Source organism: Microbacterium sp. W4I20 (genome assembly GCF_030816505.1).
Classification (GTDB): Bacteria; Actinomycetota; Actinomycetes; order Actinomycetales; family Microbacteriaceae; genus Microbacterium.
Genome location: NZ_JAUSYB010000001.1, coordinates 1574529 through 1596640 on the forward strand (window position 1 = coordinate 1574529; position 22112 = coordinate 1596640).

The window sequence follows — 22112 nt, forward strand, 5'->3', positions numbered from 1 at the left end:
GGTGCCCGATCAGCGTGCTCGGGACGTGACGGATCGATGATCGCGGCCTTCGACATGACGAGGATCGGCGACGGTCTCAGCTTCGCCGCCGCTGTCGACGAGCTCTCGGCCACGCTCGACGCGAGCACCTCCGCCGTGGTGAGCGCGCCACCCGGCACCGGCAAGACCACGCTCGTGCCGCCGCTGTTGGCATCGCGCCTTCCCGGGCGCGTGATCGTCACCCAGCCGCGCCGTGTCGCCGCCCGGGCGGCCGCCCGCCGGCTCGCGCAGCTCGACGGTTCGCCGCTCGGCACCCGCGTCGGGTTCACCGTCCGCGGCGAGCGCGTGGTCACCCGGGACACGCGGGTCGAGTTCGTCACGGCCGGCGTGCTGCTCCGGCGTCTGCTGGATGACCCGGGTCTTGCCGGAGTGGATGCCGTGATCATCGACGAAGTGCACGAGCGCGCTCTCGAGACCGACCTGCTGATCGGCCTCCTCTCAGAGGTGCGCGAGCTGCGAGACGACCTCGTGCTCATCGCGATGTCGGCGACGCTCGATGCCGCGCGGATCGCTGCCGTCCTCGGTACGGATGACCGGGCAGCTCCGATCGTCGACCATCAGGTCCCCGCCTTTCCGCTCACGGAGCGCTGGGCTCCGAGCCCCGCGCCGCGCCTCGACGAACGCGGCGTCACCTGGGCCTTCCTGGATCATGTCGCGCGGACCACGGCATCCGCCGCCCTGGAGTTGCACCGCGACGACCCGGCGGCAGACGTGCTGGTCTTCGCGCCGGGCGCGCGCGAGGTGTCGGAGATCGCCCGCCGCATCCGCGACGCGACCGATGCGTTCGACGTGCGGGAGCTGCACGGTCGGATGCCGTCAGCCGAGCAGGATGCCGTGATCCGCGGGCGCCGCGCCGATGAGCAGGCCCGCATCATCGTCACGACCTCGCTGGCGGAGTCGTCGCTCACCGTACCCGGCGTGCGGCTGGTCGTGGACACCTGCCTGGCCCGCGCCCCGCAGCGCGACGCCGCACGCGGCATGACGGGGCTCGTGACCACGGCCGCCTCGCGCTCCTCGTGCGTGCAGCGCGCCGGACGCGCGACCCGTCAGGGGCCGGGGATCGTCGTCCGCTGCGTCGACGAGCGCACCTACGCCACCGCCCCCGCTCGCCCGACCCCCGAGATCGCCTCGAGCGACCTCGCGGATGCCGCCCTGCTGCTCGCCTGCTGGGGTGCGCCGGGTGGTGCCGGTCTGCGCCTGATCGATCCGCTGCCGGCCGACAGCCTGGCGGAGGCCGTCACGGTACTGCATGACCTCGGCGCGATCGACGAGGAGGGCCGCGCCACCGATGAGGGCCGCGCCCTGGCCCGCATCCCGACGGATCCGCGGCTCGCCCGGGCGCTGCGGGACGGCAGCCCCGTGGTGGGCGGTCGACTCGCGGCCGAGGTCGTCGCACTGCTGGGCGGTGACGTGCGCACCACGGACTCCGATGTCTCGCAGACGCTCATCGCGCTCCGAGGCGGACGGACGCCGGATGCGCGGCGGTGGCGCAGCGACGCGGATCGCCTCGAACGCCTGACCCAGTCGACACCGGGGGTACGCTCCGATCTCGACGGTGTCGGACTCGTGATCGCGCTGGCGTTCCCCGAACGAGTCGCCCGACGCGTGGAGCGCACGGCTATCGGCGCGACGTTCCTGTTGGCGTCGGGGACGCGCGCAGGGGTGGTCGGCCCGCTCGCGGCGGTCGAATGGATCGCCATCGCCGACGTCGCACGCGCGTCGGGGCGAGTGGCGGCCGGTTCGGGTGCGATCGTCCGGGCCGCTGCCGTGCTCACCGAGGCGCAGATGCAGCACGCGGCGACGCATCTGATCACCGACCGCGTCGAGGCCGAGTTCGTCGGAGGTCGCATCCAGGCGCGTCGCGAGCGCCGAGTCGGCGCGATCCTGCGTTCCTCGGCGCCGGTGCGTGCGTCGGCTGACGAGGGACGCGATGCCGTGCGTCGGGCGCTGCAGCGCGAGGGACTGAGCATGTTCACGTGGTCCGCGGCGGCTGTCGAGCTGAGATCCCGGCTCACGTTGGTGCACCGCGAGCTGGGTGCGCCGTGGCCGGATGTCTCGGATGCCGGACTCCTCGCCGCCCTCGACACGTGGCTGGCGCCCGAGCTCGACGCGCTGGCCGGTGGCACCCCTGCCGCACGAGTGGATCTCACCTCCGCACTGCGCCGCCTGCTGCCCTGGCCCGAGGCCGCGCGGCTCGGTGAGCTGGCACCCGAGCGACTCGAGGTTCCCAGTGGATCCCGCGTCCGCATCGCGTACCCGGCCCCCGACGACCCGGACGCCCGGCCGGTCGTCGCCGTGAAGCTGCAGGAGTGCTTCGGCTGGGCAGAGACTCCTCGGCTGGTCGACGGCCGCGTCCCGGTGCTCTTCCACCTCCTCTCCCCCGCCGGGCGTCCCCTCGCGGTCACCGATGACCTCACGTCGTTCTGGTCGGGGCCGTACGCCCAGGTGCGTGCCGAGATGCGCGGCCGCTACCCGAAGCATCCGTGGCCGGAGGATCCCTGGGCCGCCCTGCCGACCCGGCACACGAAGCGCCGCGCCGCGCCCTGATCCGTCGCGGGGCGTGCACAACTCAGCCAGTTCTGCGGAATCCGGCCCGAAACCGGGTGCCCAGCCGAGTTCGCCCACGTTCTGGCTGAGTTGTGCACGCCAAACCGGGCATACCCGCCAGACCAGGCACACCCGCCGGGCTACGGCGTGCGCCGCCGCAGCGTCAGCGCCGCCAGGACGAGCGCTGCAACCGCGAAGGCCACCACGATGAGCAGCGGCCCGAACACGTCCCAGCCCTCCTCGCCTGCCGCGACCGCATTGATCGCGTCGATCGCATGGCTCAGGGGCAGCCAGTCCGAGACCGCGTTCAGCACGTCGGGCATCTGGTCACGCGGCATGAAGAGGCCCCCGAGGATGATCTGCGGGAACACCAGCAGCGGCATGAACTGCACGGCCTGGAACTCGGTCTGCGCGAAGGCACTCGCGAGCAGCCCGAGAGCGGTACCGAGCAGGGCATCGACGATCGCGACCAGTCCGAGCTGCCACAACGGACCATCGACATCGAGCCCGCACACGCCCACCGCGAACGACACCGTGACCACGGCCTGCAACAGCGCCATCGCCCCGAACGCGAGCGCGTACCCGAGGATGAAGTCGGCCTTTCCGAGCGGGGTCGTCATCAGGCGTTCGAGAGTGCCGGACTTCCGTTCTCGGAGCGTCGTGATCGAGGTGACGAGGAACATCACCACGAACGGGAACAGCGCCAGGATCGCGCCGCCGAACCGGTCGAAGACGCCCTCCTGGTCGCTGAACAGCCACGCGAACAGCCCGACGAGCAGGCTCGGCGCGACGACCATCAGGGCGATCGACCGGGGATCGTGCCGCAACTGGGCGAGGACGCGTCCGGCGGTGGCGAGCATCCGACGGCCGTTCACCCTCCCACCTCCGGCTCGCGACGGCGGGCTGCCCTGCGTGAGCGCCGCGTATCGCCACGGGTGCCGGCGTGGGCATGCCGGTCGCGTTCGATCAGCGCGAGGAACGCGGCCTCCGGGTCGGCAGACCCCGTGTCGTGCAGGAGGCCGACGGGTGTCGTGTCGGCGATGATCCGCCCCTCGCGCAGAAGGAGCAGCCGATCGCACCGGAGCGCCTCATCCATCACGTGGCTCGAAACGATCAGAGTGACTCCGCGATCGGCCAGGGCGCGGAACAGCTCCCAGAGTTCCGCCCGGAGCACCGGATCCAGTCCGACCGTCGGCTCATCCAGCACCACCAGTTCGGGCGATCCGATGAGCGCCGTCGCGAGCGAGACCCGGCTGGCCTGGCCTCCACTCAGCGAATCGACGAGTTGAGCGCTCTGCGCCCGCAGACCGACCTCCTCGATCACCCGGTCGACATCGTCTCTCGGGGCCTTCAGCAGCGAGGCGAAGTAAGCGAGGTTCTGCCGCACGGTCAGGTCACCGTACACCGAGGCGCCCTGCGTCCCGTAGGCCACGCGATGCCGCAGCTGCGCGGATCCGCCCGGTTCGCCGAGCACCGTCACGCTCCCGGAGACGATCTTCTGCACCCCGACGATCGAGCGCATCAGCGTGGTCTTGCCACACCCCGAAGGACCGAGCAGGCCCGTGATCTGCCCCCGCGGGATCGCCAGGTCGATTCCGTCGAACACGTGCGTGCGCCCGCGCGCCACACACAGTTGCGTGATCTCGACCGCGGCGTCATTCACCATGCGATGAATTATGCGCCTCGAACGGCGCACGGTCACGACCCCTCCGCTAATCGAGCAGGTGTCGCAGGTAACGCTCCGGGCCGCCGAGGAACGAGCGCCAGTGGTTCACGATCTCGAGATCGTCCCACTCGGCGGGTCGGACTCCCCAGTCGCCGACCTCGAGGATGCGGGCACCGGGGAGCGCGGCGAGCACCGGCGAGTGCGTCGCGCAGAGCACCTGCCCGCCCTCGTCGGCGATCCGGCGGAGCACGGCGATGAGCGCGAGCGTCGAGTTGAACGAGAGCGCGGCCTCGGGTTCGTCGAGGCAATAGAAGCCGGGATCGTCGAACCGGCTCTCCAGCAGCGCGAGGAAGGATTCGCCGTGGCTCATCTCGTGGAACGGCACATCGGGCCCGCTGGTCGACGGGTTCTCCTCGAGGTACGTGTAGAACGAGTGCATCGTCTCGGCACGCAGGAAGAAGCCCCAGCGGTTCGCACCGACACCGCGCTGGAGGCGGAGCCACTCGGACAGCGGCGACTCCGTGGGCCGGGTGCGATGCTGCGCCTGGCGGGAACCGCCCTCCGGCGAGAGTCCGTACGCAATCGCGATGCCTTCGACGAGGGTGGACTTGCCGCTGCCGTTCTCGCCCACCAGGAAGGTCACGCCCGGGTCGAGCTCGAGCCCCTCCCGCAGCACCTGAGCGACGGCGGGGATGTTCGTCGGCCAGTCGCCGTCGGCCGGCGGGGCATCGTCGGAGGGCCGCACCGACACCACCGGCTGCTGCTTGCGCCGACGCGACGACGGCAGCCAGAAATCACCCGACATGCTCTTCCACCGGCATCCGATCCTCCAGCCATCCCGTCATCCAGGGAGACTAACGGCCACTCCCGACAAAGGCGAGCCGCCCTCTTGTGTGCGAGCCGCCCCCTCGAGGACGGACACAAAGGGACGGCTCGTGCACAAAGGGGCGGGCCGACGAGAGGGGACCGTTCAGCACTCGATGACGTTGACCGCGAGGCCGCCCTCGCTGGTCTCCTTATACTTCGTCGACATGTCGGCGCCGGTCTGGCGCATCGTCTCGACGACGGCATCCAGGCTCACGTAGTGGCTGCCGTCACCGCGCAGTGCAAGGCGCGCAGCGGTGACAGCGGTGGAGGCGGCGATGGCGTTGCGCTCGATGCACGGAATCTGCACGAGCCCGCCGATCGGGTCGCAGGTGAGCCCGAGGTGATGCTCCATCGCGATCTCGGCGGCGTTCTCGATCTGCCGGTTCGTGCCGCCCATCACCGCGGTGAGACCCCCGGCGGCCATCGCGCACGCGGATCCGACCTCGGCCTGGCATCCGCCCTCCGCCCCCGAGATCGAGGCGTTCGCCTTGAACAGAGACCCGAGTGCGGTCGCGGTCAGCAGGAAACGACGGATGCCGCGGCGACGGTTCGCCTCCGCGACGAGGTGGTCGTCGCGCTTCTGTTCCTCGGTCGGGACGTCGATCGCGGCCCGGCCGGACTCGAAGCCGAGCAGTGCGCTGCCGACCAGTTCCCCGTAGGGCGTGACGGCGTTGCCCGCGCCGAGGCCGGAGTCGGCCATGAACCGCCACCAGTACATGCCCACCGCCGGAAGGATGCCGGCGGCTCCGTTCGTGGGCGCGGTGACGACCCGTCCGCCCGCGGCGTTCTCCTCGTTGACCGCCAGCGCGAACGCACCCAGCCACTCCCCCGGGAGCTCCCGATGCCCGCCCGCCTCGGAATCCTCCAGCTGGGCGCGGATCGTCCCGGCGCGACGCTTCACCTTGAGCATGCCCGGGAGCACACCGTCGGAGTGCAGACCGGCATCGACGCACGCCGACATCGCGTCCCAGATCGCGTCGAGACCGACCGCGACGTCTTCCTCGCTCCGCAGCGCGGACTCGTTGAGGCGCGCGATCTCGGCGATTGACAGCCCGGTCTCGTCGCAGAGCGCGAGCAGCGACGCGGCATCCGCATAGGGGTAGGGGAAACCGCCGGTGGCGATGCGCGCTTCCTCTCCATCGCGGCGGATGAAGCCGCCACCGATCGAGTAGTACGTCTCCTCCGCGACGATGGCGCCCTCGGCATCCGAGGCGGTGATGGTCATGGCGTTGGGGTGGCCGGGCAGGCGGGTGCGCGGTGCGAAGACGATGTCCTCCTTCGCGAAGGCCACGTCGTGCCGCCCGGCGATCCGGAGAGGTTCGCCCGGAGGGTAGGTCGTCCACGCCGAGCGGACGTCGGCGGGATCGCAGGTCTCGGGCGAGAGGCCGCGGAGCCCGGCGACGACGGCATCCGGTGTGCCGTGGCCGATACCCGTCGCACCGAGGGAACCGTAGAGCGTGCTGCCGACCCGGGCGACTCTGTCGAGCACCCCGGAAGCGCTGAGCCGCTGCGCGAAATCGAGTGCCGCCCGCATCGGCCCGACCGTGTGGGAGCTCGAAGGCCCCACTCCGATGGAGAAGAGGTCGAAGGCCGAGACGTACGCTGTCACGCCTCCAGGCTACGCGCCATCCGCTCGATTCGGTTCATCGTCGTTAACCTGATCGGCGCTTACGCCGACCGGGTCGCGCGTCAACCCCCTTCGTCGGAGCCGGAGGCGGCGGCATCCTGATCGGGATGACATCACGAAAGGGGCGATCATGACCGACAGCACGCCGAACCAGGAATCCGCGCCGGCCGACGACTCGGGCGAGGTCAACGCGCTGACGCCGGAGCAGGTGCACACCACGGGCGATGCCGACGCATCCGCGGGCGACTCGTCTGCGGCCGCGCAGAACCCCGACGAGGTTCCCGCTCAGGGCCAGGTGCAGAACCCCGACCAGGCGTCGGCCCCGGACCAGGAGTCGACATCGGAGCAGGCGGAGACGCCCGCCGAGGCCGAGTCGCCGGAGGATGCCGATCCTGCCGAGGTCCCCAGCACGGAGGAGCTCGAGGAGCCCAGCACCGAGAAGGACCCGGGTGAGGAGCCCAAGGCCCCGAAGCGCGACGAGCCGGAGCCCGACCACGAGGCGGTCGGGATCGGGGTCATCGACACGGAGGAGCCGCAGGCCGGCTGATCAGTGGCCCTTGGACGGGCTCAGGGACCCAGGCCATGGATCCCTGAGCCCGTAGAAGCGTGCAGGCCTACTCGACGAGCTTGCCCTCGGTGTCGACCTCTCGCATGAGCTCGGCGATTTCGGCCGGAATCTCCGGGATCGACTCGCGCGTCACACCGTCGCGGGGGCTCCACACCAGGTTCACCTGCAGCGTCGGATCCGTGTCGGGGAAGTCGCTGCGGTTGTGGCATCCGCGGGTTTCCCGACGCTCCAACGCCGCCTCGAGTGTCGCTCGCGCTGCGACGGCTGATCCCTTGAGGTCGAACGCGTGCGCGAGGTCCTGGAACCCGGCGATGTCGGGGTGGATGCCGATATCTTCCATGCGTCCCTCGATCATGTCGAGGTCGGCGAGACCCGCACGCAGACCTTCCTCGCTGCGCACGACGCCGCCGAACTCCGTCATCAGGTTGCGGATCGCGCGCTGCAGGGCGCGGACGTTCTCCCGTCCGTCAGCCGCCAGCAGGTCGGCGATCTCGGCCCGGGCAGCATCCACGGCTTCCGCCGAACGACGCTGCGCATCCAATCCCGCCGCGTGAGCGATGGCCGCCTGTCCGACGATGCGTCCGTAGACGAGCAGCTCGATCAGCGAGTTGCCACCGAGACGATTCGCTCCGTGCAGTCCGCTCGATGCCTCGCCGATCGCGTACAACCCGTCGACATCGGTCTGGTGGTCTTCCGGACGCACCCAGACGCCGCCCATCGAGTAGTGCGCGGTGGGCGCGATCTCGATCGGATCGGTGGTGATGTCGAGCATCTGCAACTCCATCATCGTCTGATAGACGCGCGGCAGACGGGTCATGATCGTCTCGCGCGGCAGGTGCGAGACATCCAGCCACACCCCGCCGTTCGGAGTGCCCCGCCCCTCGGCGATCTCGGTGTACGCAGCGAGCGCGACGCGGTCGCGGGTCGACAACTCCATGCGCTCCGGGTCGTACTTCGCCATGAACCGCTCGCCGAGCGCGTTGCGCAGGATGCCGCCCTCGCCGCGCGCCGCTTCGGAGATGAGCGTGCCGGCCGCGTTCTCGGGCTCGATGATGCCGGACGGATGGAACTGCACGAGCTCCGGGTCGCGCAGACGCGCGCCCGCCTCGACAGCGAGGCGCCACGAATCGCCGGTGTTCTCGTCGCGACGCGACGAGGTGCGGCGCCAGATGCGGTTGTGTCCACCGGCGGCGAGGATGACGGAGTCCGCATGGATGAGGTACCGCGTGCCGTCGGACTGATCGAAGCCGTAGGCGCCGAACACGACGTTATCACGCACGAGCAGACGGGTGATGTAGACGTGGTCGAGGATCGGCACCTCGAGCTGCTCGGCTTTGCGCACGAGCGTGCGCTGGATCTCGAGCCCGGTGTAGTCGCCGGCGAAAGCCGTGCGACGGAACGTGTGCGCGCCGAAGAACCGCTGCGAGATGCGGCCGTCGTCCTCGCGGGCGAAGTCCATGCCCCAGCGCTCGAGATCGCGGATGCCGCGCTCGGCGCCCTGCGTCACGATCTCGACCGTGTGCGGGTTGGCGAGCAGGTAGCTCTCCTTGATCGTGTCGGCGGCATGCTGCTGCCAGGTGTCGTCGGCATCCATCGTGCCGAGCGCGGCGTTGATGCCGCCGGCCGCGAGAGAGGTGTGGGCATCCTGTCGGGGGCGCTTGCCGACGGCGAGCACGTCGATGCCCTGCTCGGCGACCTCGATCGCCGCCCGCAGTCCGGATCCGCCGGTGCCGATGACGAGGACCGTGGTGGAGATCTGACGTTCGCGTGTACTCATACGTTCCACGCTAGGTAGGCACTCCTAATAACTCCAATGCATAGTTCGACTTCGAACGATGCAGGTAGCCTATGACCATGAACCTCGAGCAACTCCGCGGGTTCGTCGAGGTCGCCCGGCTCGGCCACTTCACCCGCGCGTCCGAGCACCTGCACCTGGCGCAGCCCTCCCTGAGCCGGCAGATCTCGACGCTCGAGCGCGAACTGGGCGCGGAGCTGTTCCATCGCGCGCGCGGCCACATCGCCCTCACCGCCGCCGGTGAGACACTTCTTCCCCGCGCCCAGCGGATGCTCGCTGACGCCGAGGCCATACGCGAGGAGATGGACGAGCTGCGGGGCCTGCGACGCGGGCGCGTGCGCCTGGGCGCCCCTCCGACGCTGTGCATCAGTCTCGTGGCCGAAGCGATCAGCGTCTTCCACTCCGCGCACCCCGACGTCGACCTGCACCTGATCGAAAGCGGCTCGCGTCTGCTCGTCGATCAGCTCGCCGTCGGCGCCGTCGACATCGCGCTGATCACCGAGTCGGACGGGCCCCCGCCGTCAGGGTTCAGTCTCACTCGCACACCGTTGCTCACCGAGGAGCTCGTCGTCGTCTCTGCGGCGTCCCGGCCACCGGTGGCGGTGACGCCCGCGATCGGACTCGATCATCTCGCCACACTTCCGCTGATCGCCCTCGACGAGACCTACGAGCTCCGCGCCACGACCGATGCCGCTTTCCGCTCCGTGGGGCTCACGCCGACGCTCGTGTTGGAGGGCGCCGAGATGGATGCCGTGCTGCGCTTCGTGGAGCGCGGGCTCGGGGTCGCCGTGGTGCCGGCGATGGTGCTGCTCGACCAACCCGCGTTGCGATCCGTGCGGCTGACACATCCGATGATGACCCGCACCGTCAGCCTCGCGCACCGATCCGACGTCACCCCCGCCGTCGCGGTCGCCGCGATGCGCAGGGTTCTCGTGTCGACGGCCGCCGAGGTCGCGCGGCGCGATCCGGCGATCACGAGCCTGCTTTAGGCAGCTCTCAGGCTTCCGGTCGCGACACAACCCCCGGACAAAGCGAAACGCCCTCCGCCGAAGCGGAGGGCGTTTCGTCACTGTCTCAACACAGTGTGCGCCCGAAGGGACTCGAACCCCTAACCTTCTGATCCGTAGTCAGATGCTCTATCCATTGAGCTACGGGCGCATGGCCCCCATGCGGAAAACCGCTCCTCGGGCCGACGATAAGCCTACAACAGTCCCGACGCGATTGCGAAACGAGGCCTCAGTCGTCGAGGGCCTCGGCCTTCGCCTGCTTCTTCTGCCGTTTGGACCGTGCGCGCTGCTCCGACGACAGGGCCTGGAGGTCGACCAGTCGCAGCGCTTGCATGCGCGCATCCCGCATGCGGCCGTAGTCCGGATCCTGGTCGGGACGCATCCCCTCGACACGCAGGCGGCGATCGAGATTGTGGCGCACATCGGACCACGCCGCCTCGCGCGCCTCCTCGACGATGACGCTGAGACGCTCCCGGTCCTGCATGATCTCGCGCAGCCGCACACCGACCCCGGTGGACTGCTTGGCACGACGTCGCAGGTTGCGCACATCGCGGTCACGGTAGTCGTGCGTGCCGGCCGGATCGGAGTGCCGGCCCCGCGCGCGCTTGCGGAGCGCGGTGACGTTCGCCGCGGCTTCTTCCGCCTCTTCCGCCATGGCACCGAGGGCCTCGCGGGCATCGGCGATGTACTTCTCGATGTCGAAAACGCCGCCTTCGGCGATGGTCCCCACGAGGATGTGGTTCTTCACGGCGAGGCGCGCGGCAGCTGTCGCGATCGCCACGCCTTCGGCGATGGCATCCGCTGTTCGTCCCACCGCGACCTCCTCTCTTCGAGCGTACCGGTATCACTCCGACGCGGTGTCGGTCAGAATGGGTTCCGCATCAGGTTCCCGCACCCATCCGACATTCGTCCGGCGCTCGTCCCGACCGCGCCCCGCAGGAGGCCGCAGTGAAGCATCTCGATCTCGTCGGCAGCACCACCGTGATCACGGGCGCAGCGAACGGGATGGGCGCGGAGATCGCCCGACTGCTGGCCGCGCGCGGCGTGCACCTGGCACTCATCGATCACGACGCCTCCGCGTTGGCGGCCATCGCCGAGACCCTGAGCGGCGCGACCGTGACGACGCACGTGATCGACCTCCGCGACGACGATGCGGTCTTCGCCGGCGTCGCCGAGATCACGGCTGCGCACCCGCGGATCAACGCCCTGATCACCTGCGCGGGATCGTCGATGCTGGGCAACCTCGACCAGCTCACGATGGAGGAGATGCGCTGGCTCACCGACGTCAACCTCTGGGGCACGGTCTCGGTCACCAAGGCACTCCTGCCGGCGCTGCGCTCCGCACCCGCGGCGCACATCACGCACCTCGCCAGCGTCTATGCGATGGCAGCGCCCGCCGGGCGGATCCCCTACGCGATGAGCAAGTTCGCCGTGCGCGCGTTCTCCGAAGCGCTGCGGCACGAGCTCGAGGGCAGCACCGTGACGGTCGGCGCCGTGTATCCCGCGGGGGTGCGCACGGGCATCATCCTGCACGGCCGGTACGCGGCCGCGATCGATCCCGATGTCGCGGCGCGCGCCGCGGCCGCTCAGGCGCAGATGTATCACACGGAACCATCGGATGCCGCGGCCCGCATCATCCGCGCGACAGAGCGTCGCGCAGCGCGGACCATGGTCGGACGTGAGGCACGACTGATCGACGTCCTGGTGCGCGCGGCACCGTCGCACTACTGGCGGGTGATGCGGCGGCCGCTCCGCAAGGCGGTCGACACGACCACGCCCGTCGCCTGAAAAACGATTCTCAGCGGACAGCGCCGACCCAGATGCCGGATGCCCAGGCCTGCTGATCGCCGTTGCAGCCCACTGAACCCGCATACCCCCGGACCACGGCCATGCAGTTCGCGAGGAACTCCGGGTCGCCCCCGAAGAGCGAGCCGTATGCCGACGACGAGTTCAGCGCTCCCCACACCCGGAATTGGTGGATATGGGCGAGTTCGTGCGCCATGGCCCAGTTGAGGCGTCCTTCACTCCAGTTCGCGATGTCGGCCCGGTACTTGATGTAGCCGTTGCTGTTGGCGCACGCGGGAGCATTGCCGCCGGCGCAGGACGACGACTCGTACAGCCCCACGCCTCCGCCGCCGACGCGATCGAGCGCCGCACGGACCCTGGCGTAGCCGTCGGGTCCACTCGTCGTCCACACGGGTCCGCCGGGACCCGCGCTCTGCGCGGCCTGCCAGTCGGAGACCTCACCCGTGAGCTTCGCCGTCAGGGCGTGGACGGTCGCCGTCGCGGCCGTCACCGTGTCGGGATCGACCTTCTCGGCGACGACCGTCTGCTGAGCGGACAGCGCCGACGCGCGATGGGTGTCGGTGTCGACCTTGCCCTCGGCGCGCTCGATCGCTGTGCGCAACGCCTTGATCTCGGTGACGAACGCCGGCCGCACCTCGAGCACGGCGGCGCGGTCGGCCGTGTCGCGCTCCGCCCGCTCCACCGATCCTTCGAGGTAGTCGGTCCGCTGCGCCGCCGAGCGCGCCTGTGCAGCCAGCGCGGTGAGCTCGACGACCGCATCGGTGCGCTGGTGCTCGAGTGCGTCCGCGCGGGCGACCATTCCGGCCGAGAGCAGGATCGCGGCGGCGACGGTGACCGAGAGCACCCGACGGATCATTTCAGGAATCCGGTCGTGTCGGCGAGCTTCGCATCCTGCTCCGCGATCTGGGACCGGAGTGCCGTGAGCTTCTCGGCCAGCTCGAGATTGGCGCCCTGCGTGGCGTCGAGCTGCTCCTGGACCTGCGCGATCTGGGCTCTGACGGCTGCGACCGCCGACGCACGTTCCTGATCTGCGACCACCACGAGCGCGAGGCCGCCGACCAGCAGCAGGCTTCCCGCGATGACAGCAAGACGGCGCATCTCGCTCCCCAGAACACACTCGACAGTGCCGGAACCGCTCCGGTGTGCCCAATATACAGGCGGCCGCTCCCACGCCGGTGAGGCGGGATGAGGTCAGATCGCGATGTCGCTGCTCGCCAGACGCAGCTCGGCGGCCGCCTGGCCGGTGGCGAGATGCTCGGGCACGATCCGGCGCAGCGCCTCCGTGTCCCTCGCCGCGATGGCCTCGAAGATCACTCGGTGCTCCTCCGCCATCGCGAGCAGGTCGTCGTGCTGCCCGAAGAGCCAGCGCAACCGGGTGGCGAACACGTCGATCAGCTCGCACAGCATCTCGTTGCCGGCCAGCTTCGCGGCGACCTCGTGGAACTCGCCGGCCGCCGACCTCGCACCATCGGCATCACCGGCCTGTGCCGCTGCCCGCTCGCGCTCGTAGACCTCGCGCAGGCGGGCGAGTCCGGTCTCATCGTGCCGCTCGGCGGCGAAGACGAAGATCAAAGTCTCCATCGATTCGCGCACTTCGGCGAAGTCCCGGATGTCACGGTGTGTGAACTCGCGGACCACGGCCCAGCTGCGCGGACGAGCGATCACGACGCCCTCGGCGACGAGCGTGCGGATGGCCTCGCGCACCGGAAGACGAGAAACGTTCAGTTCCGCGGCGATGTCGCGCTCGACGAGCCGGGACCCGGGCACGCGCCGGCCCAGCACGATGTCGTCGCGCAGAACGCGCGTCACCCTCACCGACTCGAGTTCGCCGGTAGCCCCCGCCCCCGTCATGCCCGCATTCTCTCACCTGAGCGACCGTTCACCAAGTTTGGTATCCCAATCGCTCGGTCGGCGTGCGCACAGGGAAGGAGAGCGGATGCCGCGGCATCCGCTCTCCGTCATGAGGTCAGTGGCTCAGGGCAGGCGGTTCGCGATCGCGAGGTTCGCGGTGAGCTCCTCGGCGTTCTGCCGCGCGACGTAGGCCGGGCGGTCGCGCTCGACTCGCCAGGACTCGCTGAGCGGGCCGACGTTCACGGTGTCGAATCCGGCCTCGTCGTAGAAGCGGGTGGCGAACTCGACGGCCTCTGCGTCGTCGCCGGCCGTGGCGAGTGCGCGGCGGTCCGGTGCGCCAGCCGGCTTGCCGTCGGTCGTGATGTCCTTGGCGAGGATGTGATTGAAGGCCTTCGCGATCTTCGAGTTCGGCAGCTTCTGCTGCAGCAGCTCCGAGGTCGTGGTCTCCCCCTTGTCGAGGGCCTCGATGCGCCCGTCGCGCTCGAAGTAGTAGTTGTTGGTGTCGAGCACGATCTTGCCGGCGAGCTGCTCGACGGGAAGGCTGTCGATCGCGTGCAGCGGCACCGTCACGACCACGGCGTCGCCCGCGGCGGCGGCATCCGCTGCGGTGGCGGCCTTCGCCTGCGGGCCGAGCTCGGCGACCAAGTCTACGAGCGTCTCCGGCCCGCGCGAGTTCGCGATCACCACGTCGTAGCCGTTCGCCACCGCCACGCGAGCGACCTGGCTGCCGATGTGTCCTGCTCCGATGATTCCGAGAGTTGTCATGTTCGGCCCAACGTCTGTGCGGCAGCACTATTCCCCGCGTGACGGCGGATGACCGCCGTCACAGGTCGAGGAGCAGGGTCTCCTCCACTCGGCGGTACCCGAGCTGTTCGTAGAGGTCTACCGCGGCCGTGTTGAAGCCGAAGACGTGCAACCCGATGGATTCGGCGCCGAGCCGGCGGGCTTCGCGCTCGGCCGCGCGCATGAGCTCGCGCCCGTACCCCTTGCGCCGCTGGTCGGCGGCGACCTCGATGTCGAGGATGAACACGTGCGGCCGGCCGTCTCGAGTCCGCATGCCGAACCAGAGGATGCCGACCTCGACGCCGGCGACGGTCGCGGTGAACAGCTCCTGGCCCTCGGTCCGCAACCCCTCGGGCAGCTCGAGCATCATCTGCCGGTGGGACTCCGCTGCCGCTTCCTCGGGGGTGTAACGGCCCGAGGCCACCAGGTCCTGCGCGAAGCCGGCCTCGGACGCCTCGGCGAACCGGGGGTAGCGCTCCGGCATCATCGGAGCCACGACGACGTGCGCGGCGACCTCGCGCGGGGGCAGCGGTTCGAGGACCATCTGGATCGATGCGAGCACGAAGCCGTGTCCGTCGACGAGAGCGCGACCGGCGGCATCCTGCGGGAAGAGGGGGACGCCGATCTTCGTGGCTCCCAGGTCGGCGGCGTGCGCCAGGATGCCGGTGAAGAGCTCGTCGCTCCGAGGCTGGACGGCCTCGAGCGTCATGTCGAGGTCGACGAGGAACACCCGCTGATCGCGGAGGACGAGCCAGACGGTGCCGAGCTCGCCTTCGGCCTCATCGACGACGCAGAGGATGCGAGTCGAGGGTGTCGCGAGTCCGTCGACGAGCACGTCTCCGAACAGTTTGTCCGCATAGGCGACCGCGTCGTCACCGACCCGCATCCCCGCCGACTGATTGCCATCGATCATGCGTTGCCTGGCGGCGGTTCGCCAGTCGTCGAACCGGTCGGCCGGCAGAGGCGTCAGTTGCAGGGCCATCGCTCCATCCGGCCTCAGCCTCGCGCCAGAGCATCCTCTGCCGCGACCCAGGCGAGCATCGCGCACTTGACCCGCGCGACGTACTTCGACACTCCGCCGAGCGCCGCGGCATCGCCGAGGAGCTCCTCGTCGGGCTCGATCTTTCCGCGCGAGCGCATCGCCTCGCGGAACGCGGCGATCCGGATCTCGAGATCGGCCTGCGAGAGACCCTCGGCGAGTTCGGCGAGCAACGAAGCCGAGGCCTGCGAGATCGCGCATCCGTGCCCCTCCCAGGCGATCGCCTCGATCGAGCCGTCGTCGGTACGGTGCACCTGGAGGGTGACCTCGTCGCCGCAGGTCGGGTTGACCTGGTGCGACTGGGCCGCGATCTCTTCGCGCAGCCCGTAGCCGTGCGGCGTGCGGGAGTGGTCGAGGATCAGCTCCTGATACAGGTTCTGCAGGTCGCTCATGCGCCCCTCCGGAAGAAGTCGATCGCTCCGGCGACGCCCTCGATCACGGCGTCCACCTCGGCATCCGTCGTGTAGAGATAGGTGCTCGCCCGGGTCGACGAGGTGACACCGAGGCGCCGGTGCAGCGGCTGGGCGCAGTGGTGCCCGACGCGCACCGCGATGCCGAGGTCGTCGAGGAACTGGCCGAGGTCGTGGGAATGGATGCCGGTCACGTCGAAGCTCGCGAGTCCGACGCGCGGCAGATCGATGCCGGCGCCGAGCACGCGCACGCCCTCGATCGCGGTGAGCCCGTCGACGAGGCGCCGGCCGAAGGCCGCCTCGTGCGCGGCGATGCGCGGCATCCCCACGGCGGTCAGATAGTCGACGGCTGCGGCGAGCGCAATCACCTGCGACACCCGCTGGGTGCCCGCCTCGAAGCGCTGCGGCGGCGGGAGGTATTCGGCGGCGGTGGTCGTGACGGTCGTGATCATCGACCCACCGGTCAGGAACGGGGGCATGACCTCGAGCAGCGCGCGTCGGCCGTAGAGGGCGCCGATGCCGGTCGGGCCGAGCATCTTGTGGCCTGACAGCACGGCGAAGTCGACGTCGAGCGCGCGGACGTCGAGCGGGAGGTGCGGCGCCGACTGGCAGGCGTCGAGCAGGGTGAGCGCGCCGACCTGGCGGGCCAGCGCGACGAGCCGGTCGACCGGGTTGATGACCCCGAGCACGTTCGAGACGTGGGTGAAGGCCACGAGCTTGGTGCGCGCGCCGATGAGGTCGGCCGCGACATCGAGCCGAAGGGCACCGTCGTCGTCGAGGGGGATCACGCGAAGGGTGGCGCCGGTGCGCGCGGCCAGCTCCTGCCACGGGATGAGGTTGGCGTGGTGCTCCATCTCGGTCGTGACGATCTCGTCGCCTTCGCGCAGCCGGAGCTGCTCCGCCGCCGCTCCCCCGCGTCCGACGGAGGCATTCGACAGCGCGTACGCCACGAGGTTGATCGCCTCGGTGGCGTTCGACGTCCAGACGATCTCGTCGTCGTCGTCGGCGCCGACGAATCGGGCGAGCGTGCCGCGCGCGTCCTCGAAGAGCTCGGTCGCCTCGGCGGCGAGCGTGTGCGCGCCGCGGTGCACGGCCGAGTTCATGGTGGTCGCGAACTCGCGCTCCGCATCGAGCACGGCGAACGGTCGCTGCGACGTGGCGCCGGAGTCGAGATAGGTGAGCGGATGCCCGTGCACCTGCGTCTGCAGAATCGGGAAGTCCTCGCGGAGGCGCTCCACCTCGGCGTCGCTCAGCGGGGCGATCACGTCGGCAGCCGGAGAAATGCTCATCGTTCCAGTTTCTCATCTGCGGCCGGATGTCGGGCGGTGTCACACATCGGGACGGGGCGCGGTCACAGCTGGTGTCACATCGGCGACCGCTGCCCGGTCGTGGCTGACGAACCCGTGCGCCTGCGAGGGCGGGCGTACGCTGACCGGGAAAGGGTGGAGCCGCATGCCGTACGAGCCGACGAGGGAGCTGGACGACGCGATCGCCGTCTTCGACGCGCACCGACGACGCCTGTTCGGCATCGCCTATCGGATGCTGGGAACGGTGTCCGATGCCGAGGACACCGTGCAGGAGACCTGGATCCGCTGGCAGAACACCGACCGCTCCGGCATCCGCGAACCGGCCGCCTTCCTCGCGACGATCACCACCCGACTCGCCATCAACACGCTGCAGTCCGCGCATTCACGGCGCGAGACCTACATCGGCCCCTGGCTGCCGGAGCCGGTGAACACCGACGACGACCCCGCTCTCGGCGCCGAGAGGGGCGAGGCGCTGCAGTATGCGGTGCTGATGCTGCTCGAGAAGCTGACCCCGACCGAGCGCGCGGCCTACGTGCTGCGCGAAGCCTTCGACTACCCGTACCCGCGCATCGCCGAGGTCATCTCGTCCACCACGGTGAATGCCCGTCAGCTCGTGAGTCGCGCGCGAGGACACCTCGGCGCTGCGCGCAAGGCGGAGCCGAGCAAAGCCGAGCAGCGTCGGCTGCTCGAAGCGTTCCTCGCTGCCGCGCAGCGGGGCGACGTCAGCGCGCTCGAGTCGATCTTCGCGGCCGACGTCGTCAGCTACACCGACGGCAACGGCGTGAAGCTCGCGGCCCGCATCCCGATGTTCGGGCGCACCAGGGTCGCGAAGTTCACCGCCGCGTTCTCCGGGCATTTCTGGTCCGGCAAGAGCATCGGGTGGGTGGAGGTGAACGGCCAGCCGGCAGCGACCCTCCTCTCCGACGGAGAGGTCACCACCCTCGTCACGGTCACCACCGGACCGGACGGCATCGAGCAGGTGCTGTGGGTCATGGCTCCCGAGAAGCTCGGTCACGCCGAGCTGGTCCGGGGATGACGTCCCACCGCCGGTGGTGGGGACGAGGTGAGGAAGCGGAGCACGCGGCGCTGATGGGGGCGCTCGCGGCCGCCATGACGAGCAAGGATGCGGTCGGAATACGACGCCTCCTGGCTGCGGACACGACCATGGTCATCGACGGCGGACCGCTGCAGCTCGGCGGCGAACTGATCGGACGCGACGTCACCGCGGTCGAGCTGCTCTCGTACCCGTCCGACCTGGCGATCGCCGGCATCAACGGTGCCCCGGGGATCGTGGCGCGCCTCGACGGCCAGGTCATCGCCACGGTCAGTGCGGCCGCTCGCGACGGAGTCCTCGTGACGCTGTGGTCGGTGCGCAATCCGGACAAGCTGCGCCACTGGGGTCGCTGAGACCTCGTCACAGACGGGGCTGTCCCGTGGACATAGCTGTGGGGCGACGCCACCTCACCGCATCCGCGCCCCAGAGGGAGTCACCATGAACATCGTCGTCATCGGCGGAACCGGGCTCATCGGCGCGCGCGTCGTGCAGCAACTCCGTGCACTCGGGCATGACGTCCGAGCGGCAGCCCGAGCCACGGGCGTCAACTCGTTCACCGCGGAGGGCCTGGCCGAGGCGCTCGAAGGGGCCGAGACCCTGATCGACGTCTCGAACTCGTCGTACACCGACGGCGCCGGCGCGCAGGAGTTCTTCTCCGGCTCCACGCTCAATCTTCTCAGCTACGGCGCCGCCGCCGGCATCCGTCATCATCTCGCTCTCTCCGTCGTGGGCACCGACCGTCTCGCACGGAGCGAAGGCGGATACTTCCAGGCGAAGGAGATGCAGGAGCGATTGATCCGCGATTCCGGACGCGACTACTCGATCGTCCACGCCACGCAGTTCTACGAGTTCATCCGGAGCATCACCGACGCCGCCACGATCCACGGCATCGCGCGACTCGCGGATGCGCTGATCCGACCGATGGCCGCCGACGACGTCGCCGCCGCGGTCGTCGCGACCGCGCTGGACGCGCCCCGCAACGGCATGCTCGAGTTCGGCGGCCCCGAGGAGTTCCAGATCGCAGAACTCGCCCGGCGCGAGCTGCGTTTCCAGCACGACGACCGCGAGATCGTCGCCGACCCCCTGGCGACCTATTTCGGCGCTGCGCTCGCTCCGCGCGAGCTGCTTCCCGGCCCGCACGCGGCTCTGTCGACGCGGACCTTCCACGACTGGCAGGTCGGCAAGGCCTGACCAGCTGTCACCGATCGGCCACCGGCACGGTCATTGCAGGCAGAGGGCCGCGACCGCGCGGCCCCGACCTGGGCCGGTCGGCCCTCAGCGAGCGGAGCGAGACATGGGAAAGCGGATCGTCGTCGTCGGCGGCACAGGACATATCGGACGGATGCTGGTCGAGCGGCTGCTGCACCGGGCGCAGGCCGTCGTCGTCGCCTCCCCGTCCACCGGAGTGGATGCGGCGAGCGGCGTCGGGCTCACCGAGGCGCTCAGCGGCGCCGACGTGGTGATCGACGTGAGCAATTCCCCGCGGGTGGACGGCGACACCGCGCTCGAGTTCTTCACGCGGACCACGCGTCGACTGCTCGAAGCCGAGCGAACGGCGGGCGTGCAGCACCACCTCGCGCTGTCGATCGTCGGTGCGGATGCCGTCGTCGAGGACGGCTATTTCGCCGCCAAGCACGCGCAGGAGCAGGTGATCGCCGACAGCGGCATGCCGTCGACGATCCTCCGCTCGACGCAGTTCTTCGAGTTCGCCCGCTCGATCGCGGAGTGGAACACCGTGGCCGACACCATCCATCTGCCCGCGACCACCGTTCGGCCCGTGGCGGCGGGTGATGTGGCGGACGCTCTCGCCGCGCTCGCGCTCGAGGAGCCCGCCGGTGTGCTCGAACTCGCCGGCCCCGAGTCGATGCACCTCGGATCGTTCGTCGGGCGGGTGCTGCTGTCCGACCACGACCCGCGGTACGTCGTCGAGGACGAGGGCGCCAGGGCGAACGGCTTCAACATCGACGCCGCCCGACTCGCGCCGCTCGAGATCGACCTGACCGGCACCACCGCCCTCGCGGACTGGATCGCCTCGATGCATCACGCACTCCGCGCGGAACGTTCCTGACCCCGGCGATCTCACCACCCACAGAAAGAAGGAACCACATCATGGCCAAGATCATCGTCATCGGAGGCAGCGGCAACATCGGCTCTCGCGTCGTGGAGAAGCTGCGCGCACACGGGCACGACGTCGTCGCCGCATCGCGGCAGAACGGGATCGACGCGTACACCGGGATCGGTCTCGCGGAGATCCTCGCGGGCGCGGACGTCGTGGTCGACACGACCCAGGCGCCGTCATTCGACGCCGAGGTGGTGCGGGACTACTTCACCACCTCCACCGCGCATCTGCTCGCGGCCGAGAAGGCGGCGGGAGTCGGGCACCACGTCGCGCTCACCATCGTCGGCACCGATCGCCCGCAGGACATCACCTACTTCCACGGAAAGGCTGCGCAGGAAGCACTGATCCGCGAGTCCGGCATCCCGTTCACGCTCGTCCACGCGACGCAGTTCTTCGACTTCGCGGCCGCCCTCGCCATCGGCGCTGAGGGCGACGAGATCCGGGTGTCCGATGCGATGATCCAGCCGATCGCCGCCGATGACGTCGCCACCGGAATCGCGCGGGCTGCCGTCGGGTCTCCGGGAGGGGACATCGAGATCGCCGGCCCGGAGGCGTTCCCGATCGCCGACTTCGTGCAGGACTGGCTCGTCACGAAGGGCGACGACCGCACCGTCGTCGCGTCGCCGGACGGAACCTACTTCGGAGCCGTGATCCCCGAGCGGGCCCTGCTGCCCGTCGAGGGAGCGCAGATCTTCTCCGCGACCTACGCCGAGTGGTTGAAGACGCAGTAGTCGAGCGAACAGCGAAGAGGCCGGACCCCCTGCGGGTCCGGCCTCTTCGGCGTGCGGCGGATTCAGCGGGTCGGCGGCGGGTTCAGCGGCAGCCAATCCGCGAACCGCGTCTCGGCGAGCTGCGCGTCGGCACCAGGCAGCAGCATGTGCGAGGTGAGCTTCTCGCCGAAGTAGCAAGCATCCGGGTCGACGACGACAGGTCGCGGATCGCCGCGGAAGGCCAGGCCCGTGCGCACGAACCCGGCGAGCGAGAACTGCTCGGGTCCGGCGACCTCGCTGATCCTGCCGGTCGGCGTCCCGACGGTGGCGCGGGCGACGGCCGCGGCCACGTCGTCGGCGGCCATCGGCTGGATGAGCGCCTCGGAGAGATGCACCTCGTCGTCGACGGTCGCGCTCCCTGCGATCGCTCCGACGAACTCGAAGAACTGCGTGGCATGCACGATCGAGTACGGGATGCCGGACCCCGCGATGAGCCGCTCCTGCTCGACCTTCGCTCGCATGTAGCCGCTGTCCGTCATGCGCTCCGCCCCGACCACCGACAACGCGACATAGTGACCGACTCCGGCATCAGCGGCATGGCGGGAGATGTTGCGGGTCGCGGTGGTGAAGAAGGCGAGCACGTCCGCGTCGGCGAACGACGGCGAGTTCGACACGTCCAGCACAGCGGATGCACCGGCGAATGCCTCGGCCAGCCCCGCACCGGTGAGCGTGTCGACGCCGGTGTTCGGGGAGGCGGCGACGGCCTCGTGTCCGTGTTCGGCGAGCAGGCGGACGACCTTGGATCCGATCAGACCGGTGCCGCCGATGACGACGATCTTCGACATGGGATTCCTTCCGTGAGACGGGCGGCGCGGAATGCGCGGCCCTTGTCGACTACGACCGATCACTCGGCTTCG

Annotated in this window: 23 protein-coding genes and 1 tRNA gene; 9 read left to right on the plus strand and 15 right to left on the minus strand. The window is 69.9% G+C overall.

Annotation, left to right across the window (positions count from 1 at the left end; translation table 11 throughout):
- Positions 1-36 precede the first annotated feature (36 nt).
- Positions 37-2586 (plus strand): ATP-dependent helicase HrpB, encoded by a 2550-nt coding sequence (hrpB, locus tag QFZ21_RS07690; RefSeq protein ID WP_307376276.1) that lies wholly within the window; start codon positions 37-39, stop codon positions 2584-2586.
- A 140-nt stretch (positions 2587-2726) separates the two neighbouring features.
- Here hrpB and QFZ21_RS07695 read toward each other — a convergent pair whose 3' ends face one another.
- The 4 genes from QFZ21_RS07695 to QFZ21_RS07710 form a co-directional block, all read right to left on the minus strand.
- Positions 2727-3461 carry an ABC transporter permease gene (locus QFZ21_RS07695; RefSeq protein ID WP_307376278.1) on the minus strand — a complete coding sequence of 245 codons (735 nt, stop codon included), beginning with the start codon at positions 3459-3461 and terminating at the stop codon, positions 2727-2729.
- Entirely contained in the window at positions 3458-4252 is a 795-nt protein-coding gene (locus QFZ21_RS07700; RefSeq protein WP_307376282.1) for an ABC transporter ATP-binding protein, read from the minus strand. Before QFZ21_RS07700 ends, QFZ21_RS07695 begins: the two co-directional genes overlap by 4 nt.
- Positions 4253-4298: 46 nt before the next feature.
- Positions 4299-5057, minus strand: a complete 759-nt coding sequence (locus QFZ21_RS07705) for an AAA family ATPase (protein ID WP_307376284.1) — start codon at positions 5055-5057, stop codon at positions 4299-4301.
- Positions 5058-5222: 165 nt separating this feature from the next.
- On the minus strand, positions 5223-6728 hold the full coding sequence (locus tag QFZ21_RS07710) for an L-serine ammonia-lyase, iron-sulfur-dependent, subunit alpha (protein ID WP_307376286.1): 1506 nt from the start codon (positions 6726-6728) through the stop codon (positions 5223-5225).
- A gap of 148 nt (positions 6729-6876) precedes the next feature.
- Between QFZ21_RS07710 and QFZ21_RS07715 the strand changes: the two genes are divergently transcribed.
- Entirely contained in the window at positions 6877-7293 is a 417-nt protein-coding gene (locus QFZ21_RS07715) for a hypothetical protein (protein ID WP_307376289.1), read from the plus strand.
- Between the two features lie 67 nt (positions 7294-7360).
- Here the strand turns inward: QFZ21_RS07715 and QFZ21_RS07720 are convergent, their stop codons facing one another.
- Complete coding sequence (locus QFZ21_RS07720) at positions 7361-9091, minus strand: L-aspartate oxidase (RefSeq protein WP_307376291.1); 1731 nt, start codon at positions 9089-9091, stop codon at positions 7361-7363.
- Positions 9092-9168: 77 nt separating this feature from the next.
- On the opposite strand from QFZ21_RS07720, the gene QFZ21_RS07725 reads away from it, so the two are divergent.
- The gene (locus QFZ21_RS07725) at positions 9169-10098 is read left to right on the plus strand and encodes a LysR family transcriptional regulator (RefSeq protein ID WP_307376293.1); all 930 of its coding nucleotides are present in this window, start codon (positions 9169-9171) and stop codon (positions 10096-10098) included.
- Positions 10099-10194: 96 nt separating this feature from the next.
- Here QFZ21_RS07725 and QFZ21_RS07730 read toward each other — a convergent pair.
- A tRNA-Arg gene (locus QFZ21_RS07730) sits at positions 10195-10267 on the minus strand.
- 78 nt (positions 10268-10345) lie between these two features.
- Positions 10346-10930 (minus strand): asparagine synthase, encoded by a 585-nt coding sequence (locus QFZ21_RS07735; RefSeq protein ID WP_307376295.1) that lies wholly within the window; start codon positions 10928-10930, stop codon positions 10346-10348.
- A gap of 134 nt (positions 10931-11064) precedes the next feature.
- Between QFZ21_RS07735 and QFZ21_RS07740 the strand changes: the two genes are divergently transcribed.
- A complete protein-coding gene (locus QFZ21_RS07740; RefSeq protein ID WP_307376298.1) occupies positions 11065-11904 on the plus strand; it encodes an SDR family oxidoreductase in 840 nt (279 codons plus the stop codon).
- 10 nt (positions 11905-11914) lie between these two features.
- On the opposite strand, the gene QFZ21_RS07745 is transcribed toward QFZ21_RS07740, so the two are convergent.
- From QFZ21_RS07745 to QFZ21_RS07775, 7 genes are all read right to left on the minus strand, one after another.
- Positions 11915-12766, minus strand: coding sequence for a hypothetical protein (locus QFZ21_RS07745; RefSeq protein ID WP_307376300.1), 852 nt, complete (start codon positions 12764-12766; stop codon positions 11915-11917).
- A gap of 8 nt (positions 12767-12774) precedes the next feature.
- Positions 12775-13020 carry a hypothetical protein gene (locus QFZ21_RS07750; RefSeq protein ID WP_307376303.1) on the minus strand — a complete coding sequence of 82 codons (246 nt, stop codon included), beginning with the start codon at positions 13018-13020 and terminating at the stop codon, positions 12775-12777.
- A gap of 93 nt (positions 13021-13113) precedes the next feature.
- Positions 13114-13773: a GntR family transcriptional regulator gene (locus QFZ21_RS07755; RefSeq protein ID WP_307376305.1), complete on the minus strand. Its 660-nt coding sequence runs from the start codon at positions 13771-13773 to the stop codon at positions 13114-13116.
- 123 nt (positions 13774-13896) lie between these two features.
- Positions 13897-14538 carry an NADPH-dependent F420 reductase gene (locus tag QFZ21_RS07760; protein ID WP_307376307.1) on the minus strand — a complete coding sequence of 214 codons (642 nt, stop codon included), beginning with the start codon at positions 14536-14538 and terminating at the stop codon, positions 13897-13899.
- Between the two features lie 58 nt (positions 14539-14596).
- Positions 14597-15538: a GNAT family N-acetyltransferase gene (locus tag QFZ21_RS07765; protein ID WP_307376310.1), complete on the minus strand. Its 942-nt coding sequence runs from the start codon at positions 15536-15538 to the stop codon at positions 14597-14599.
- 14 nt (positions 15539-15552) lie between these two features.
- Positions 15553-15987: a Fe-S cluster assembly sulfur transfer protein SufU gene (gene sufU, locus QFZ21_RS07770; protein ID WP_307376313.1), complete on the minus strand. Its 435-nt coding sequence runs from the start codon at positions 15985-15987 to the stop codon at positions 15553-15555.
- A complete protein-coding gene (locus QFZ21_RS07775; RefSeq protein ID WP_307376315.1) occupies positions 15984-17294 on the minus strand; it encodes an aminotransferase class V-fold PLP-dependent enzyme in 1311 nt (436 codons plus the stop codon). The genes sufU and QFZ21_RS07775 overlap by 4 nt, the downstream gene beginning before the upstream one ends.
- Before the next feature lie 163 nt (positions 17295-17457).
- Here QFZ21_RS07775 and QFZ21_RS07780 point away from each other — a divergent pair, with 163 nt between their 5' ends.
- The 5 genes from QFZ21_RS07780 (at position 17458) to QFZ21_RS07800 (ending at position 21216) form a co-directional block, all read left to right on the plus strand.
- Positions 17458-18348: an RNA polymerase sigma-70 factor gene (locus tag QFZ21_RS07780; protein WP_307376318.1), complete on the plus strand. Its 891-nt coding sequence runs from the start codon at positions 17458-17460 to the stop codon at positions 18346-18348.
- A complete protein-coding gene (locus QFZ21_RS07785; RefSeq protein ID WP_307376320.1) occupies positions 18345-18719 on the plus strand; it encodes a hypothetical protein in 375 nt (124 codons plus the stop codon). Before QFZ21_RS07780 ends, QFZ21_RS07785 begins: the two co-directional genes overlap by 4 nt.
- An 85-nt stretch (positions 18720-18804) precedes the next feature.
- On the plus strand, positions 18805-19557 hold the full coding sequence (locus QFZ21_RS07790; protein ID WP_307376322.1) for an SDR family oxidoreductase: 753 nt from the start codon (positions 18805-18807) through the stop codon (positions 19555-19557).
- A 103-nt stretch (positions 19558-19660) separates the two neighbouring features.
- Positions 19661-20434: an SDR family oxidoreductase gene (locus tag QFZ21_RS07795; RefSeq protein WP_307376323.1), complete on the plus strand. Its 774-nt coding sequence runs from the start codon at positions 19661-19663 to the stop codon at positions 20432-20434.
- A gap of 41 nt (positions 20435-20475) precedes the next feature.
- Positions 20476-21216, plus strand: coding sequence for an SDR family oxidoreductase (locus QFZ21_RS07800; RefSeq protein WP_307376326.1), 741 nt, complete (start codon positions 20476-20478; stop codon positions 21214-21216).
- A 62-nt stretch (positions 21217-21278) separates the two neighbouring features.
- On the opposite strand, the gene QFZ21_RS07805 is transcribed toward QFZ21_RS07800, so the two are convergent.
- Positions 21279-22040, minus strand: coding sequence for an SDR family oxidoreductase (locus QFZ21_RS07805; RefSeq protein WP_307376327.1), 762 nt, complete (start codon positions 22038-22040; stop codon positions 21279-21281).
- Positions 22041-22112 lie beyond the last annotated feature (72 nt).

Excerpts from the sequence above, each read along its gene's own strand:
- hrpB (WP_307376276.1), top strand. The coding sequence starts at position 37 with ATGATCGCGGCCTTCGACATGACGAGGATCGGCGACGGTCTCAGCTTC.
- QFZ21_RS07700 (WP_307376282.1), bottom strand. The coding sequence starts at position 4,252 with ATGGTGAATGACGCCGCGGTCGAGATCACGCAACTGTGTGTGGCGCGC.
- QFZ21_RS07705 (WP_307376284.1), bottom strand. The coding sequence starts at position 5,057 with ATGTCGGGTGATTTCTGGCTGCCGTCGTCGCGTCGGCGCAAGCAGCAG.
- QFZ21_RS07715 (WP_307376289.1), top strand. The coding sequence starts at position 6,877 with ATGACCGACAGCACGCCGAACCAGGAATCCGCGCCGGCCGACGACTCG.
- QFZ21_RS07720 (WP_307376291.1), bottom strand. The coding sequence starts at position 9,091 with ATGAGTACACGCGAACGTCAGATCTCCACCACGGTCCTCGTCATCGGC.
- QFZ21_RS07725 (WP_307376293.1), top strand. The coding sequence starts at position 9,169 with ATGAACCTCGAGCAACTCCGCGGGTTCGTCGAGGTCGCCCGGCTCGGC.
- QFZ21_RS07750 (WP_307376303.1), bottom strand. The coding sequence starts at position 13,020 with ATGCGCCGTCTTGCTGTCATCGCGGGAAGCCTGCTGCTGGTCGGCGGC.
- QFZ21_RS07755 (WP_307376305.1), bottom strand. The coding sequence starts at position 13,773 with ATGACGGGGGCGGGGGCTACCGGCGAACTCGAGTCGGTGAGGGTGACG.
- QFZ21_RS07760 (WP_307376307.1), bottom strand. The coding sequence starts at position 14,538 with ATGACAACTCTCGGAATCATCGGAGCAGGACACATCGGCAGCCAGGTC.
- QFZ21_RS07765 (WP_307376310.1), bottom strand. The coding sequence starts at position 15,538 with ATGGCCCTGCAACTGACGCCTCTGCCGGCCGACCGGTTCGACGACTGG.
- sufU (WP_307376313.1), bottom strand. The coding sequence starts at position 15,987 with ATGAGCGACCTGCAGAACCTGTATCAGGAGCTGATCCTCGACCACTCC.
- QFZ21_RS07775 (WP_307376315.1), bottom strand. The coding sequence starts at position 17,294 with ATGAGCATTTCTCCGGCTGCCGACGTGATCGCCCCGCTGAGCGACGCC.
- QFZ21_RS07780 (WP_307376318.1), top strand. The coding sequence starts at position 17,458 with ATGCCGTACGAGCCGACGAGGGAGCTGGACGACGCGATCGCCGTCTTC.
- QFZ21_RS07785 (WP_307376320.1), top strand. The coding sequence starts at position 18,345 with ATGACGTCCCACCGCCGGTGGTGGGGACGAGGTGAGGAAGCGGAGCAC.
- QFZ21_RS07790 (WP_307376322.1), top strand. The coding sequence starts at position 18,805 with ATGAACATCGTCGTCATCGGCGGAACCGGGCTCATCGGCGCGCGCGTC.
- QFZ21_RS07795 (WP_307376323.1), top strand. The coding sequence starts at position 19,661 with ATGGGAAAGCGGATCGTCGTCGTCGGCGGCACAGGACATATCGGACGG.
- QFZ21_RS07800 (WP_307376326.1), top strand. The coding sequence starts at position 20,476 with ATGGCCAAGATCATCGTCATCGGAGGCAGCGGCAACATCGGCTCTCGC.
- QFZ21_RS07805 (WP_307376327.1), bottom strand. The coding sequence starts at position 22,040 with ATGTCGAAGATCGTCGTCATCGGCGGCACCGGTCTGATCGGATCCAAG.